This is a genomic window from Palleronia sp. (assembly GCF_042089775.1).
GTDB lineage: Bacteria > Pseudomonadota > Alphaproteobacteria > Rhodobacterales > Rhodobacteraceae > Palleronia.
This window is the reverse complement of sequence record NZ_JBELKF010000020.1, coordinates 1-15,191: the sequence shown is the minus strand read 5'-3', so window position 1 is coordinate 15,191 and position 15,191 is coordinate 1. Positions and strand designations below refer to the sequence as shown.

Annotated in this window: 12 protein-coding genes; 4 read left to right on the top strand and 8 right to left on the bottom strand. The window is 65.2% G+C overall.

From position 1 onward, the window contains the following. Positions 1-27: 27 nt before the first annotated feature. The 4 genes from ACFDS3_RS07400 to ACFDS3_RS07385 are packed head-to-tail and all read right to left on the bottom strand — an operon-like array spanning position 28 to position 4,003. Positions 28-1,569 (bottom strand): phospholipase D-like domain-containing protein, encoded by a 1,542-nt coding sequence (locus ACFDS3_RS07400; RefSeq protein WP_375261713.1) that lies wholly within the window; start codon positions 1,567-1,569, stop codon positions 28-30. Beyond that, complete coding sequence (locus tag ACFDS3_RS07395; protein WP_375261712.1) at positions 1,566-3,281, bottom strand: sensor histidine kinase; 1,716 nt, start codon at positions 3,279-3,281, stop codon at positions 1,566-1,568. Before ACFDS3_RS07395 ends, ACFDS3_RS07400 begins: the two co-directional genes overlap by 4 nt. 1 nt (position 3,282) lies before the next feature. Continuing rightward, positions 3,283-3,849 (bottom strand): RNA polymerase sigma factor, encoded by a 567-nt coding sequence (locus tag ACFDS3_RS07390; RefSeq protein ID WP_375261711.1) that lies wholly within the window; start codon positions 3,847-3,849, stop codon positions 3,283-3,285. Next, positions 3,842-4,003, bottom strand: coding sequence for a NepR family anti-sigma factor (locus ACFDS3_RS07385; protein ID WP_375261710.1), 162 nt, complete (start codon positions 4,001-4,003; stop codon positions 3,842-3,844). The genes ACFDS3_RS07390 and ACFDS3_RS07385 overlap by 8 nt, the downstream gene beginning before the upstream one ends. Positions 4,004-4,110: 107 nt before the next feature. Here ACFDS3_RS07385 and ACFDS3_RS07380 point away from each other — a divergent pair, with 107 nt between their 5' ends. After that, positions 4,111-4,935 (top strand): response regulator, encoded by an 825-nt coding sequence (locus ACFDS3_RS07380; protein ID WP_375261709.1) that lies wholly within the window; start codon positions 4,111-4,113, stop codon positions 4,933-4,935. Between the two features lie 81 nt (positions 4,936-5,016). On the opposite strand, the gene ACFDS3_RS07375 is transcribed toward ACFDS3_RS07380, so the two are convergent. The 4 genes from ACFDS3_RS07375 to ACFDS3_RS07360 all read right to left on the bottom strand — a co-directional run bounded on the left by ACFDS3_RS07375 (position 5,017) and on the right by ACFDS3_RS07360 (position 13,396). Next, positions 5,017-5,208, bottom strand: a complete 192-nt coding sequence (locus ACFDS3_RS07375) for a DUF1328 domain-containing protein (RefSeq protein WP_375261708.1) — start codon at positions 5,206-5,208, stop codon at positions 5,017-5,019. Positions 5,209-5,321: 113 nt separating this feature from the next. Continuing rightward, positions 5,322-10,616 carry a translocation/assembly module TamB domain-containing protein gene (locus ACFDS3_RS07370; protein WP_375261707.1) on the bottom strand — a complete coding sequence of 1,765 codons (5,295 nt, stop codon included), beginning with the start codon at positions 10,614-10,616 and terminating at the stop codon, positions 5,322-5,324. 11 nt (positions 10,617-10,627) lie between these two features. Further along, positions 10,628-12,436, bottom strand: a complete 1,809-nt coding sequence (locus tag ACFDS3_RS07365; protein ID WP_375261706.1) for an autotransporter assembly complex family protein — start codon at positions 12,434-12,436, stop codon at positions 10,628-10,630. A 93-nt stretch (positions 12,437-12,529) separates the two neighbouring features. Next, positions 12,530-13,396 (bottom strand): formate/nitrite transporter family protein, encoded by an 867-nt coding sequence (locus ACFDS3_RS07360; protein ID WP_375261705.1) that lies wholly within the window; start codon positions 13,394-13,396, stop codon positions 12,530-12,532. 83 nt (positions 13,397-13,479) lie between these two features. On the opposite strand from ACFDS3_RS07360, the gene ACFDS3_RS07355 reads away from it, so the two are divergent. The 3 genes from ACFDS3_RS07355 (at position 13,480) to ACFDS3_RS07345 (ending at position 15,127) form a co-directional block, all read left to right on the top strand. Next, positions 13,480-13,743: a Rho termination factor N-terminal domain-containing protein gene (locus ACFDS3_RS07355; RefSeq protein ID WP_375261704.1), complete on the top strand. Its 264-nt coding sequence runs from the start codon at positions 13,480-13,482 to the stop codon at positions 13,741-13,743. Positions 13,744-14,160: 417 nt separating this feature from the next. Then, positions 14,161-14,436 (top strand): hypothetical protein, encoded by a 276-nt coding sequence (locus tag ACFDS3_RS07350; RefSeq protein ID WP_375261703.1) that lies wholly within the window; start codon positions 14,161-14,163, stop codon positions 14,434-14,436. Positions 14,437-14,572: 136 nt separating this feature from the next. Next, the gene (locus ACFDS3_RS07345) at positions 14,573-15,127 is read left to right on the top strand and encodes an MCP four helix bundle domain-containing protein (protein WP_375261702.1); all 555 of its coding nucleotides are present in this window, start codon (positions 14,573-14,575) and stop codon (positions 15,125-15,127) included. Positions 15,128-15,191 lie beyond the last annotated feature (64 nt).

Genomic DNA, 15,191 nt, shown 5'->3' with positions numbered 1-15,191 from the left:
GAACGCAGGGTGGAAGGCTTCGTTCCCTCAGACCAGTTCTTCGGGAACGCCCGGCAGATTGATCCCGAATTTCCTCGCGGTTTCGACGTCGTAGGGCAGCAGGTAGCCCTCGCGATTGTCGGGCTGGCGCACCGCGTCCAGCTCGGCCTGCGCGCGCACCTGCGGAACCAGTGGCTTCGTGTGGTCTATCTCGGTCTCGGGCAGCCAGTGCGTCATGGAGCGGCGCAGGATCTCGTTGGCAAGCGCGGGATCCTTCCGCAGGATCCCGGCCTCTGTGTCCCAGCGCAGCGACCGTGCGTTCAGGTTTGCCGAGCTTATGATTGCCGAGCGCCGGTCGAAAACGCTCACCTTCGCGTGGACATAGATCAGCGGAGCCCCGCCAAAGGTCGAGCGGTCATCCTCGTCGATCTGGCCGGGCTGGGCCGTCCGCCGCTGGACGGGCACGGCAAAGAAGCAGCGGTCGCCGAACGCGTCCATGACGCGCGTGACGCACTCGGCCTGCATGTATTCGCCGTACCGCGAGTCGAGCTTGCGCCGATGCTCGAATGCCACGTCCTCGGGTGCCGCGGGCAAGACCATCAGGAACTCGCTCTCGGGCATCTCCTTGCCGCGCGCGGCCAGCGCGTCGGCCAGGCGCAGGTCGCGGAAGAACTGCGTCTCGAAGTAGAACTGCCGCTCGGTGCGGGCGATCTCGGCGTAGTGGTTATCGCCGATCGAATTCCGGATCACGGTCGGGGCCATGGAGAGATGGTTGCTCCGATAGGCCGCGATCGTCGTGCAGAGGCCGCCCGCTTCCTCGGGCGGATCATCAACGCCAGCCACGGTGTCGAGCATCGCGTTCAGATGCGCCTCGGCCGCCTTGGCCGCTACCTCATCCCGGACCAGCACCTGCACGTCGTGCCAGGTCTCTTCGGCCGAGCGGTGATGGACCGGGGTGTCATAGCGCCGCGGGTTCAGGTCGAGCCCCCCGATATACAGGACCTTGCCGTCGAACACCGCCAGCTTCTGATGGTGCGACACGGGGTTCAGGCGCGGCGGGCGCAGGGTTCCGTTCTGCAGCTTTCCCTCGCCGTCGAACCGCAGCAGATCGCGGATGCCAGGCAGATCCGCAAAGATGCGACGCCGCTCTTCGAGCGGCCGCTCGTTCAGGAGGTCGCGCAGGTCGTGCAGCTCTTGCGACACCTTCGGCCAAAGGACGGTGCGCGCCACCCCTCCGACCTCGGCCGGATGCATGGCTGCCACGACCGACAGGGGCGCGTCAGGGTCGGCAAGCTCACGCAGAACGGCGAACTTGCGCATGCTCGACCATGTCAGCTCGTGCATGTCGGCGGCGATGATGGGATCGAAATCGGCCAGGATCAGTTCGAACCGGACCCCCTTGCCCAGCACGTGCAGGATCAGGTCGAACCAGTCCTCGCCAACGGCCTGCGCCTCTTTGGTTCTGAGCTTGGTCGCCGGATCAAAGACGCGGAAGCCCGCAACGACCCTGTCCTCGGCCCGCAACATCTCGCGCTCGAAGACCGGCCACGCCTCTCCGGCAGTCAGCAGGTAATCGACGCCGCCGGTCATAGCTCGTTGGCGAATTCGCTGGGCCTGAAGGTGACGTCCACGACGAACGCCCCGTCGTTCTCGCCGATCTCGCTTTGCGCATCCAGTTGCATGGCAAATGCGCTCATCAGCTGCGTTCCCAGACCGGTCGTGATGCGGCTTTCATCGCTGACAGGCTCGCCCAGAGAGTTCGCGACCCTCAGCCGGACCTCACCCGTGTCGAGCGACGTGAGCCGAAGCTCGATCCAGGGCGCCCCTTCAGGCGGACGGCCGACATATTTCAGCGCGTTGGTGATGGTCTCGGTCACCAGGAGCGAAAGCGGTACCGCCTGGTCGGGATAGAGGGAGACCTCGTCCACCGTCATGTCCAGCTTCACCCCCAGGCTGGGCGCCTCGGAGTTGCGCACGCTCTGGGACACCAGTTCCTCGATGAGCTGCGAGGATTTCACACGGCTCAGCACCGTCGCCTGATAGAGATTGCGGTGGATCGTCGCCAGCCCCAGCACCCGATCCTGCAGGCGGCGCAGGATGAAGCGCGTCTCGTCGTGCTGCGCCTTTCGCAGCTGCATGTTCATCATCGACGCGATGAGCTGAAGGTTGTTCTTCACCCGGTGGTGGACCTCCTTCAGCAGGACGTCCTTCTCATGCAGGTTGTTCTCGAGGTCGGCCTCATCGCGGACAATCCGCTCGGTCATCTGGTGGAACGCCTCGATCACCTCGCGCAGGTCCGAGGGCGTATCGGCGGCATAGCTCGGCGCCATGATCCGGCGGTTCGCGGTGAAGGCGCGGATGCGCAGCCGCAGGTACCGGATATGCCGCACCACCAACCGGTGCACGGCGAAATAGGCCACGCCGATGGACACCAGCCACATCAGGAGCGGGAACAGGAGCGCACTTGCCGCCGTCAGCCCTGCGGTGCGGATCGCGCCTGCCGGCCAGATCGCAAGCGCGTAAATCTCGCCGGCGATCAACGGGGCGACGGTGTAGAAGCGCTCGTCCCCGGAGACGGAATCGGCCCGGAAGCTCACCGCGTCGGACCCGGCCAGCGCGGTGAGCGACCGGTCCGCGGGCAAGGAAAGCTCGACCTCTTCGATGTTCTCGTCGGACCAAAGTATTTCGCCCGTGTTGGTGAACGTGGTGGCGAACAGCGGCTCGAGCCCGACGTTCTGCTCAGCCTGCATGCGCAGGGTCTGCTGCGGCACCGACATGGCGATATAGCCGATGGGCGTGTCATTCACGACGACGGGCTCGGTGACGACCACCACGCTGCGCTGCGAGATCTGGCCGATGACTGCCTCGATCTGCGGGCTCGGGTCGTCGAGGAAGGCGCGGTAGACGACGCTCTCGCTGAGGTCGGTGCCCGCCCCGTCCGAGGCGCACAGGGCCACGCCGTCCACCGAGACGAACGCCGAAAGCGCGATGTTGGGGTTCGAGCGGACGAAGTTCTGCATCCGGTCGGAACAGAGGGCGAGATCGTCGAGGATGTCCGGCGCGTATTGGGCGGCCATCTGCGCCGCCCCGCGCACGCGCAGGATCGTCTCGCGTTCGCGCGTGGCGGCGGACAGGGTGACGCCGGTCAGGGCGGCTTCGGCGGTGCGGTCGGCCTCGTTGATGACCCGGTAGGTCTGGACCATGGCGATCAGCCCGATCGGCAGAAGCGCGAGGCCGAGAAGCGCCACGAGCCTCACGTCCAGCCGATCAAGGCCGTCGATCCCCTTCCCGCCGCTCAGCACGTCAGCCCTGCCGGGACTGCGACGAAGCGATGATCGAATCGTTCGTGGTATCGCCGATGACGGGATCCTCGTCCGGGTCCAGCCCCATGAGCTCGGCCAGACGACGCCGGCCGCGGTTGGCACGGCTCTTGATCGTGCCGACGGCAACGCCGCACATCTCGGCGGCTTCCTCGTAGGCGAAGCCGCTCGCACCGACGAGCATCAGCGCCTCGCGCTGTTCGTCGGGAAGTTGCTCGAAGGCCTTGCGGAAGTCGTTCATTGCCAACCGGCCGTCGTGCGCCGGCTTCTCGGACAGGGATGCCGCCATCGCGCCGTCCACGTCGGCAACCTCGCGCTTTGCCTTCCGCCTGATGGAGTAGAACGCGTTGCGTTGGATCGTGAAAAGCCATGCCCGTAGATTGGTACCCGGCTGGAACTTGTCCATGTTCTTCCAGGCTTTCTCGATCGTATCCTGCACCAGGTCGTCGGCCGCGGCCGAGTTCCGGGTCAGGGACATGGCGAAGGCCCGAAGCGCGCCGAGGTGTTCGACAAGCTCGTCGCGAGGGTCGCGGTGTGCACCGTCAGCCATTCGCGTCCCTCTTGCCGGTATCCTGGTCCTTCAGCTTCGCCAGCAACTCCTTGAAGCGGTCAGGTACGTCCTCTTCCTGATTTTCGAAATAAACGCGGCGCAGATTCTCGTCGATCTGTCGCATCACGTTCGACGTCTTCTTGTCTTTCGACATAAGTTGGATGCCACTCAGCTGATTATGATTTTTTCACCGGACGGGAACAAACGTGCGCCCCGACTGTTTGTTCCAAAATAAATCCGCGACTAGGGACTTACATCACCATGCCATCACGGTCCGAGCAGGTCGACCTCTCAGAGGTCATCGGAGAAGAACTTCCTTACCTCCGTCGTTACGCCCGCGCCCTCACCGGCTCCCAGCGAACCGGCGACAACTATGCCGCTGCGACGCTCGAAGCGATCCTGCAGGAATCGTCCATCTTCGAACGGTCTCTGGCGCCCAAGACGGCGCTGTTCCGCGCCTTTCACATGATCTGGTCGACCGCGGGTGCGCCTACGGCCGATACCGAAGATCCGACCTCGCGCCTGGAGAGCCGCGCCCTCGACCACATGGCCGGGCTGACGAACAACACCCGCGAGGCGTTGCTGCTGTCCACGATCGAGGGCTTCGACTTCGAGGAAATCGGCCGCATCATGGACGTCGATGCGGCCGAGGCGTCGTCTCTCGTGGACATCGCCATCACCGAGATGGAGAAGTCGATGACCGGAAAGGTCATGATCATTGAGGATGAGGCCATCATCGCGATGGACATCCACTCGATCGTGTCCGAGATGGGCCACAAGATCACCGGCATCGCCCGGACCCGCGACGCTGCCGTCGAACTCGGCGCGCGCGACAAGCCCGACCTGATCCTCGCGGACATCCAGCTGGCCGACAACTCGTCCGGCATCGATGCGGTAAACGACATCCTCGGGCAATTCGGGGACATCCCAACGATCTTCATCACCGCCTTCCCCGAGCGTCTGCTGACCGGCGACAAGCCCGAGCCGGCGTTCCTGATCGCGAAGCCCTACTCGGAAGAGCAGGTTCGGTCGGCCGTGAGCCAGGCGATGTTCTTCTCCTCGACCGAGTCTCTCAAGGCTGGCTGAGAACTCCACCACGAACAGCAAAAGGGCGGCCCCGGGTCTCGGGTGCCGCCCTTTTTGCTGCGCTTGCCTTGCGACAGCAGGTCAGTCCCGCTGCCGCCTGCCACTCGCGTCGTAATCCTGCGCCACCTTCGCCGCAACCAAAGCGAACGCGACGCCGAGGAACACGAAAAACAGGGTTTGGGCCACGCCCTCGGTTACCGTCGAGCCTCCGCCGAAGCCGAAAAGGCCGGCGGTCAGCGACACTGCGAACGAGATGAATGCCCAAAATATCATGTCATACTTCCATTACATTCCTTGCCCCCGGATAGAGAAGCCGCTCGCGCCTCCACAGTTCCGGACGGAATGTCAAAAACTGTAGCTATGGGATCGCGCCGCCGGTCTGTGGCTCAATAGTCGCGCTCGAAGAACACCCCGAGAGACGTCTCCCCCTCGTTCGAGGCGCTCCCGCGGACGGCGATCGAGTCGGTCACGTCGAGGTTCAGGTTGATCTCGGCCTCGCCTTCGGAGTCCACGTTGACGCTGGAATACACGTTCTCGGACAGGTAGGCGCCTGCCTGAACGCCGACATTGCCCTCTTCATCCGTCGTCACGTCCAGATCGTCGAGCCCGGTGCTTTCCCTCAGGCTCTCGACGATGCCGATCCCGCCACGGCCCGACAACGTGGCCACCGCGTTTGCAAGCTGCGCCGCCTGCAGCGCCGAGATGTTCTCGATCGAGCGGCCGAAGAGCAGGCGCGACAGCACCTCGTCCTCGGGCAGTTCCGGATCGGACGAGAACGTGATTTCGGGTTCGGTCACCTCGCCCTCGACGATGATGCGCACCGTGACGTCGTCCGCCTGGGTCTCGGCCACCAGCCGGATCGTGGGGGTGAAGTCCCCGGCGAGCGTTGCGTAGCCTTCCGTCAGGATGATCCGCTGGCCCAGGAGGTCGATCCGCCCGCGGATCAACTCGAACCGGCCAGTCGGGACGACGTTCGCCGTCGTTCCTTCCAGAGTCAGGCTTCCCCCGAGCTCGGCATCGAGACCCCGCCCACGGATGAAGATTTCGTCTTCGGCGAGAATGGTCAGATCCAGCCCGTAGACGACGGCAGGGCCGTCATCCTCCTCGCCCCGATCCTCTTCGACCAGATCGGCGCGGGCGAGCGTGCGAAGGATCTCCTCGGTCGCATTCTCATGTATCAGCCCGTCCGGGATCGGCCCGCTCGCACCCAGACCGGTCGATGGGATGCGGATCTCGGTCTCGCCGATCAGCAGCGTGCCCCCGATCACCGCGCCGCCGGTCAGCGGACCGGTCAGCGTGACGCGTCCATTCACGATCGTCCGGTAGAGGCGCGGGTCCTCATGGACCACGCGGTTCACCTCGATGCCCAGATCCGCCGGGAAGCCGGGATCCAGACCGATGGTGCCGGCAAGCGCCAGCGTGCCGCCCTCCTGCTTGGCGGCTGTGGCATTCACGACCACCTGGTCGCCCTGCAGCCGCGCCGTGCCGTCGATGTCGTTCAACACGAAGGGCACTGTCGGGTCGACCAGCCGCCCATCCTCGACCGTCACGGTGCCGGTCAAGGAACTCAGCGCCAGCGGCCCGTTCAGACTGAGGTCGTAGCTCGCACTGCCGCTGAGCGTGCGGTTCCCCAGGAACGGGTTCACCAGCCGCAGCGGAGCATCGCCCGTCACGTCGATATCCGCCTGATCAAAGCTCTCGGCCACCGTGCCGTCGACGCGTGCCGAAATCCCTTGCGGCCCGGTCAGCGCCACGTCGAGTGTGAGGTTCGATCCCGACTGCCCCACCCTTCCCTGCGCCGTCAGCGGGCCATTCAGGTTGGGCACGAAGGTTCCCAGATTATCCAGCCGCGCGTCGAGGCTCAGGTTGCTCGCCCCGCCCAAGATCGTTCCATTCGCCTCAGCGTCGAAACCTGGTGCATCAAGCTGGAACCGCTGTACCTGGATCGGCGCGCTCGCCCCGCTCCGGCTGGCCGCGACCGACAGGCTCGTCGGCCCGCCCGAGAGAAGCTGGTCGACCTGCGGTACGCCGACGCGCAGATTGTTGGCCCGTCCGGTGGCCGTCACGTCGAAGCGGCTCGCGTCCAGGCTGGCTTCGCCCTCGGCCTGCAGGTTCACCGATCCGGACAGCTGCCGCCCCGCAAGGCGCGAAAAGCGAGAGATCTCCTGCGCCTGCAGCGCCACGCGTCCGTCGAAGACGGGCGTGGCGTCAAGGTCGCTGATCTCGCCCAGGACCTCGGCTGTCACACCCGCGCCCTCCCCGTCCAAGGCGACTTGCCACGTGTCCCCGGTCTGCTCGGCCACAAGGTTCAGTTCGGCCGAACCCCTCAGCTCCGGCACCACGTCCGACAGCTCGGCTACCGTCACCTCCGCTTGCAACGCGTTTGCGCCCGGGCCGCCATAGCTGCCGTCGACGACCGCCGTGATCTGCGGGTTCTCGATCTGAAATTCTTCGATGAGCAACGTGTCGCCGTTCTTCTCGGCCGCGACCTCGAACGTCGTCAGCCCCTCGAGCAGCCGGTCGATCTCTGGCTGGCCGATCGCAAGGTTGCGGGTCGTGCCGCTCGCCTCGACCGACGCTTCGCTCAGGTTCAACCGCGCGCGCCCGTCCAGCGCCACGTCCACCGCGCCGCCCAGGTCGCGGTTGGCAAGCCGGGAGAACACGCCGAGGTCGTCCACCTCGACCTCGGCCGTACCGCCCACCAGGGGCGAGACGCCCTCGGTCCGCAGATCCTCGACCGTCGCGTCCGCCACGACCCGCGCGCCGGCGCCGGTGGCATCGAGGTCGAGCACCCAGGTGTTGTCCTCCTCGGTCGCATCGAGGATGATCACCGCCGGACCCCGCATCTCGGGGATCACGTCGCCAAGTTCGTCCAGCTGCACCTGCAGCCGGGCGGCACTGTCGCCCGGAGCGATGTCGCCGCTGCCGCTGACGGTGATCTGCGGATTCTGGATCAGCAGCTCCTCGACGTCGATCACGTCGCCGTCCTTGGCAGCGTCGACCCGCAGCTCCGTCACGCCCGACAGCAGGCGGTCCACCTCTTCGATCCCGATCTCGAGGTTGCGCGAGGTGCCTTCGGCCTCGACCGAGGCTTCGCTCAGATCGAAGCGCGTGCCGCCCGTCACGGAAAGGTCCAGTGCACCGCCAAGCTCGCGCTCGACGATGGACGAGAACACGCCGAGGTCATCGACCTCGATTTCGGCGACCCCGGCAACCATGGGCGAGACGCTTGGCGTTCGCAGATCCTCTACGGCTCCGTCCACCACGACCCGCGCACCCGCACCGGTGGCATCGAAGTCCACCTCCCATCCATCCGCGTCCTCGCGCGCGACGAGCGAAATTTCGGCAGGGCCGCTCATCTCGGGCACGACGTCGCCGAGCTCGTCCAGGAGGATGCGCGCCTCGATCGCGCTTTGGCCTTCCCCGTAGAAGCCGTCGGCCGTCGCCGCGATCTGCGGGTTTCGGATCGCCAGGTTCGGTACCGTGAATTGCGGCCCCTCGCGGCGAAGCCGGATGCCGATCTCGGTCTCGCCCGAAAGCAGGCAATCCAGCTCTTCCCGGCCGACTTCGATGTCGGTCGTGGTGCCATCCAGCACCACGTTCCCGTTGCTCAGGTCGAGCCGCGTCTGTCCGCGCGCCGACAGATCCGCCGCCCCTCCAAGCGGACGGTCGAGGATGGCGCCAAAGTTCGCCAGGTCGTCCGCCACCACCGCCAGGTCGAAGACCGCCAGCGGGCTCTCCGCTTCAAGGTCCTGAATCGTCGCCTCGCCGGTGACGACGGCCTCGGCGCCCTGGAACTCGAGGTCGATCTGCCAGACGTCAGCGGGACGTTCGGCCGTGGCGATCAGCGTCGCCGGCCCCGACAAGGTCGGGTCGATCAGCGACAGATCCTCCACACGGGCCTCCAGCTCGGCCGCCCCCCCTTGAGAGGTGATCGCAGCCGACGCGGCCACCTCGATCTGCTCGTTCTGCAGCACGAGCCGTTCGACGTTGAGGCCCACCTCGTTGCGCACGGCTTCGAGATCGAGAAGCGTCGAGCCGCTCAGAAGCGGATCAAGCTGCGGAATGCCGACCTCCAGTTCCTGCGCGCGGCCCTCCAGCGATACGTCGAAGGCGCCCGATAGCGCCTCGGCCGTCAGGTCGACGTCAAGCGAGGCCCCGCCGTCGAGCGGCCGCCCCACCAGTGGGGCAAAGACCGAAAGATCCTCGGCGTCCAAGGCGCCGGTGAAGGAAACCGGCAGGTTCTCTCCGTCGGGGTCAACCTCGCCCGAACCTTCCAGCGCAAACCCAGCACCGGTCACGTTCAGCGTGTTAAGCAGGATCGCCTCTCCGGTGGCGTAGGACAGCTCGATCCGGCCATCGATCCTGTTGCCGAGCGCCGCCTCAAGCCCACCATCGTCCAAGGACAGCCCGGCGGCGGCGAAGTCGAATCCCGCCTCGACCTCCAGTGTCTCGCCCGAACCCGAGATGATGCCCGACCCGTCCAGCGCCACGCGCTCGGCCTCGAGCCCCGGCCGGTCGAGCCCCTCGATCACGACCTCGCCGGACCACTCATCGCCTTCGCTGGCGTCGAAGTTCACGTCGAGCCCGACACGATTCACGCGGATCTCCTGCCCCACGGGCAGAAGGACGGGCGAGCCGTCCTCCGAGGCGATCTCGCCGGTCACGTCGATCAGCGTCGGCACGTTGTTCGGGCCGATCCGAACCTCGCCCTGCAGGTTCAGCGCCTGCGACCGGAGCGACAGCTGGTCCAGGGTGACCGCGCCATTGGGGAATCGCGCCCCCTGCGCCTCGAGGGACACGTTGGGCCCGAAGAACGGCCGGTAGCTCGGCGCGAAGAGGGCCGTGACGTCGCCGCTCAGGTCGACCGCAAAGCTGTTGGCGCCGTCCACCTCCTGCAGCGAGATGGTACCGTCGAGCCGGTCCTCGCCATCGGTGTCGAGGTCGATATCGGCGGTGAAGTCCGAGATCGGTCCCGCGCCCTGAACGCTGGCGGAAAGGGCCGGCCGGCCGGGCAGGTCGATCAGGTTCGCGACGATCCCGTCGGGGCCTTCCTCGAGCTCGACATCGATCTCGAGCTGCCCCGTGCTGTTCTCGTAACTGCCGGCCACCTGGAAGATGCCCCGCTCGTCGTCGATCCGCTCGGCCCGGACGTCGACCTGGCCTTCGCCATTCGCCAGCTGAGCCGAACCTTCGAGCGTGATGACCGCCTCTTCGCCGATCACCGGCTGACCGAGCTCGATCCGCTCGGCATTGATCTGGCCGATATTGATCGACACCGGCAGCTCGGGCAGGGAAAACGGCTGCGCCTCGGGCTGCGGGACGTTCACCTGATCTTCGCCTTTGGGCAGGCGCGGCAGGAGGATTTCCTCTGCGGCGAGCTCTTCGATGCTCAGCCGGCCGCGCAGCAAGGCCGAGCGGTTCCAGTCGAGTACGGCATCGTTGATGGTCAGCCAGACGCCCTCGGCATCGGCGATGGTGATCCTCTCGATTGTGGCGCGCGAGGACAGCGCGCCTTGGAAGCCGCGCACCTGGACCTGGAACCCTTCCGAGGACAGCCGATCCTCGATCAGGTTCTCGAGAAATCCGCCGCCCTCGTCTTGGGCATCCGTGTTCTGGGCGGCGACCGGCACGGCCGCGAGGCCGAGGGACAGGACGCAAAGACGCGCGAGTTTCCGCATTGTGCCCATCCTCAGAATGCCTGCCCGATGCCGACATAGAGCTCGAACGAGCGGTCGTCGTCGTCATCCCCGTCGTCGAAGCTGCTGACCGGCGTGGCCACGTCCAATCGGATCGGTCCGACGGGTGTCTGGTAACGAATGCCGATTCCCGCCCCGGAATGGTTGCGATCACCGTCCGGGAACGCGTCGTATCCGACCGTGCCGTAGTCGTAGAAGCCGACCAGCCCGATGTTGCGGGTCACGCCGGCGCGGATCTCGGCCGAGGCGACGGCAAAGCTTGCTCCGCCCGAATTGATCCCGGAATCGAGGACTACGCCCAGCGACTGGTACTCCTGCCCCCTTACGGTGCCACCACCGCCGGAATAGAAGCGGAACTCGTTCGGCACCATGTCGAGCTCGGCACCCACGATCGACCCGCCCTGCAACCGGCCGGCCAAGACGAAACGGTCGTCCTCGCCCAGGCCGAAATAGGTTCGCCCGTCCCAGGTCATGCGCGCGCCCGTACCGGTTTCGTCGTTCGTGCCGGCGAAGGGCGTGATCGTCGTCTGAAGGTAGAAGCCCTCGGTCGCGTCGAGAGGCTCGTCCCGATTGTCGAACGTGCCCGACAGCGGCGCGGTGAGCATGCTGTAGTCGGTCGTCCCGCCTTCGTCCTCGACCCGGCTGAACCGGTAGCCGAGGCCGTACTGGATCTCGATCTCTTCGTTGACGTAGCGCTGGATGCCGAAGGTCAGCTCACCCGTGTCCGAGGTGTAGTCCTCTTCGTCCAGCCGCGCGAGGTTGGCCTCGGCGAAGAAGGTGTTCTCGGGCGAGAACGTCGCCGGGCGCTGGAATCTCGCGCCCAGCTCGTAGTCGCGCCCGCCCGTACCGCCACCCAGCCCCGAGACCTCACCCTCCACGCGCAGCCGCTCGGCCCCGCCGAAAAGATTGCGATGGAGCCAGAAGCCCGTCAGCGTCAGCCCCTCCACGGTAGAGACTTCGGCGCCAAAGCCGATCCGCCGGGGCGGGAAGGCGACGAGGTTGGCCTCGACATCCAGCCGGTCGCCGAAGTCAAGCACCTCGGCTTCGGTCAGGGCGACGGTCGAGAAGACCTGCGTGCGCCGGATCCTGCGGGCCACGTCTTCAAGCTGATCGGGGCTGTAGATCTCGCCGCTGGGAAAGCCGGCGATCGCGCGCAGGCGCTCGGGGCGCACGGCGTCGCTGCCGGTCAGGATCAGGTCACCGAACCGCACCAGCGGCCCCGGGGCGATGTCGATATCGGCTGCGACCTCATTCTGTTCGTGCTGCGCCACGATCGTCTGGTCGCCCACCTCGGCCTTGGCGTGCCCCACTTCTCGCCACGCAAGCACGGCGCTTTGAGCAGCGGCGCGGATCGTGTCGGACTCAGCAGGCTCGCCGACCGTGAAGCCGTCGGGGATCTCGGTGTAGGGGGCAAGTGGCCCCAACTCGGTCTGCGAGAAGGGATAGATGGGGCCGGGCTGCACCTCGACCGTGATCGAGTCGATCGCCTGCAGGCGGGTCAGTGGCGAGAGAGAGGCCGCTTCCTCTCCGTTGACATATATGTGGATCACGGGCCCGTACCGGCCCGTCGCGTACAAGGCACCCACCAGACGGGCGTAATCCGCCCGTGCGGCAGCCAGAAGCTCTGCCGGATCGGTCACGTCCTCGTTCGCGGCGGCGACCAGGAGCGAGGCGTTGCGCAGGTCCTCTTCGAGGTCTTCGTTGCCGCCTCGAACGATGAAGCGCAGATCGTCGTAGGCCCATGCAGGGACCCCGAGCAAAAGAACGACGAGTCCAACCCCGCCGGCCAAGCGTCCCTTCACGTGATCTGCCCCCCGCTTCGCAACGGAGCAAGTGTAGAACGGGCCCTACCCAAGGGCCACCCGCGGCAGATCACGTTTCGCTTTCGCATGGACCTATTGCGTCACCTCGGCCGCCACCTGCGCCCACGTTATCAGCGTGAATACCACCGTCCCCCCCACGACGTTGCCCAGGAACACCGGCACGAAGAAGTTCAGGGACCCCATCAGGCCAAGATCGCCGCTGACCACCAGGTACGCCATCTCGACCGAACCGGCGATGATGTGGGTGAACTCGCCTACGGCGATCAGCCAGGTGAAGGTGACGATGATGAAATACGGCGCGCCCGTCGATGTGGGCAGCATCCAGACCACCGCGGCAATCAGCACGCCCGCAGGCAGCGCCTTGAAGAACCCGACCAGTGGAGGGTGCGTCACCGCGCGTTCGGAGATCGTTTGGAAGGCGTCTTTCAGCTCGGGCGAGAAGGCCGGGGTCAGGTGCATGAAGGCGCCCGCGATGAACGCTCCCACGACGTTGGCGGCGAGCACGATGAACCACAGGCGACCGGTCAGGTAGAAATACTCCCGGCACGGGTGCGACATCAACGGAAGAACGGTGGTTATCGTGTTCTCGGTGAACAGCTGCATCCGGCCCTTGATGACCAGCAGGAAGCCCAGCGAATAGCCAAAGCTCTCGACCAGCCCTCGCCACGGGGCATCCGGAAGGTGGACGTAGAAGATCGCCTCGGCGATGACCGAGAAAGAGATCAGGATGCCGGCGGCCAGCCCAGAAAAGACCAGCGAGGTCTTGGGGCGCGTCATCTCATCCACGCCGTCGCGGCGGATCACCTCGTAGATGAGGCGGGCCGAGAGGCGCGTGGCCTCGTCGACCCATTGCTCTTCTTCGCCCTCGACGTCGGACTGTTCGCGCTTCTGGCGCTTGAGCTCGTGCTCCTTAACGCGCGTTTCGGTGTCGTCCACCATGCCACTTCTTCCCTGGGAAAAGGTCCGACCGGGAACCGCCCCGGGGTCTGTCAGTTCCGGAACAAATTAGAACGGAGCGAAAGATGACCAAGGACCACGGCCCGTCGATCAAGGACGACGAGACGTTCGAGGCGCTACGCGACAAGGGCATGTCGAAAGAGAAGGCCGCCAGGATTTCGAACGCTCAGGCGAACGAGGACATGCACCCGTCGAAAGAGGGCGGCAAGCACCCGCGCTACGAGGACTGGACCAAGGATGACCTTTACAAGCAGGCGAAGAAGGTCGGGATCGAAGGGCGGTCCGAGATGTCCAAGGACGAGTTGATCGACGCCTTGCGCAACCACTGACAGAGCGCTTGCTCTGCCCGCTCGGGCAGTGAGATTCGCCGGCGACTTGCCTTGCCGGAACATTCCGTCCGCACGGTCTTCTGCCGCACGAGGTATGGTGCCTCTATTGATCTGGACCCGATAATTTTCCTCGAAAGAATAACGGCTCAACACGCTCGCCGCACTTGCACGCGACCTAGCGGCACCATGAGCGCACGCTTGTCATTACTCGCAGCTCACCATTTCGTCGTGAGGTCGTGCGCCCGCGAACCGGCTCGCCGGTGCTACGCCGATGTCACCCTCGGGTAAGGGACACGTGAAACATCAAGCGTGCAGCCAATCGAATGGCGCGAATGCTCAACGAAGCCCGATTAGTAATTCACCTTTCTTTTGCACTTCCATGAGAGGTGTTGCGGCAGAAATGCCTCAGGAGCCAACATGTCCGCCGAAAGTCCCGGAAAAGAGAAAACGATAGTGATCCCCGCCGAACTCGATGTGACCGGCGCTGTCGAAGCACATGCCGAACTCGTGTCGAGGCTCGAAGAGGTCGAGTCTTCCGACGAAGCCACTCTTCTCGATCTGAATGACGGCAGGGCAACTCCGCTTGCGGTTCAGCTTGTGGTGAGCGCGACTCGCAGCTTCCCCGCGGATCGCTTCCGACTCGGCTCAAGGGCCGCTGCCGCACTGGCTACCTGCGAAACGTCCGTCAACTGAAACAGTGTCGGCTGTCAAAACGGCCACGACGCTTTGTGCAGCCTTGCCGAAGTCCCATCCACTGCCTGCGACGGAAGGTCGCACCTCGCCCCGACGCCGGACCATTCAAGCTGAAAACTAAAAGAAGATCACGCCCATGCGTATGACGATCAAGACGAGACTTGTTGCTGCCTTCGCAATGCTGATCACCTTGCTCGGCGTGTCGAGCTTCATGGCATTGCACGAAGCGTCGCAACTCCAGGCGCAGTTCGACGAAGTTGCCGACCGTACGGCGGTGCAACTCAACGACAGCCTGTCAATGGAGGCCACCGCCGCGCGGACGATGAGCCTCGTCGAAGGCTATCTGGCGCAGAGCGAGCGGGAAACTGCAGCCCAAATCGCCGGCCAGGTGGACCAGCAAATCGCCACCGTCGCCAGAAAGCTCGAAAGCATCCGCCCCCTGCTGAACACGGGCCTCGCGCACGGACTGCTCGATGATTTCGAGGCGCAGTGGGGCCCGTTCATCGAGGTCGAAGACGAGCTTCGCGAGTTTGGCCTTGCCAACTCGGGTGTCCGTGCCCGTGAAATGTACTATGGCACGAGCGCCCCCGCTTATCTTGAAGCCAACGAGAAGCTCGAAGCGTTGATCTACAGTGTCCGCAGTCGGCTGGCTGTTGATTTCCACCCAGAAGTGACCCGGGTAGCGGCATAATTTCCATTGAGAATTGACCCATGTGAGCCTTCCCCCAGCGCCATGCGCAGCGGGGGACAATGGA